Source organism: Streptomyces sp. 7R007, from assembly GCF_054850255.1.
The window spans coordinates 1-377 of record NZ_JBTWMV010000180.1 but is presented as its reverse complement, the minus strand read 5'-3'; the positions used below and the strand labels follow the sequence as shown (position 1 = coordinate 377).

Below are 377 nucleotides of genomic sequence, written 5' to 3'. Positions count from 1 at the left end.
CGCCCGGTTGGCGGGGGCGTTGACGCCGGAGGTGGACGCGGTGCTGGCGCGGTTTCCGTTGCGGGAGCTGGTGACGGCGTCGGCGCCGTTGCCGCTGCTGGTGGAGCGGGAGCGGGCGCTGTACGGGGCCTGGTATGAGTTCTTCCCGCGCTCGGAGGGCACGCCCGAGGTGCCGCACGGCACCTTCCGCACCGCCGCCCGCCGGCTGCCGGCCATCGCCGCGATGGGCTTCGACGTGGTCTACCTGCCCCCGATCCACCCCATCGGCACCACCTTCCGCAAGGGCCGCAACAACACCCTGTCCGCCGGCCCGGACGACGTCGGCGTGCCCTGGGCGATCGGCTCCCCCGAGGGCGGCCACGACGCCGTCCACCCCC

Annotated in this window: 1 pseudogene; it reads left to right on the top strand. The window is 75.3% G+C overall.

Annotated elements, in window-relative coordinates:
- A pseudogene (locus ACYF6T_RS44690) lies at positions 1 to 377 on the top strand (alpha-1,4-glucan--maltose-1-phosphate maltosyltransferase); the annotation flags it as partial.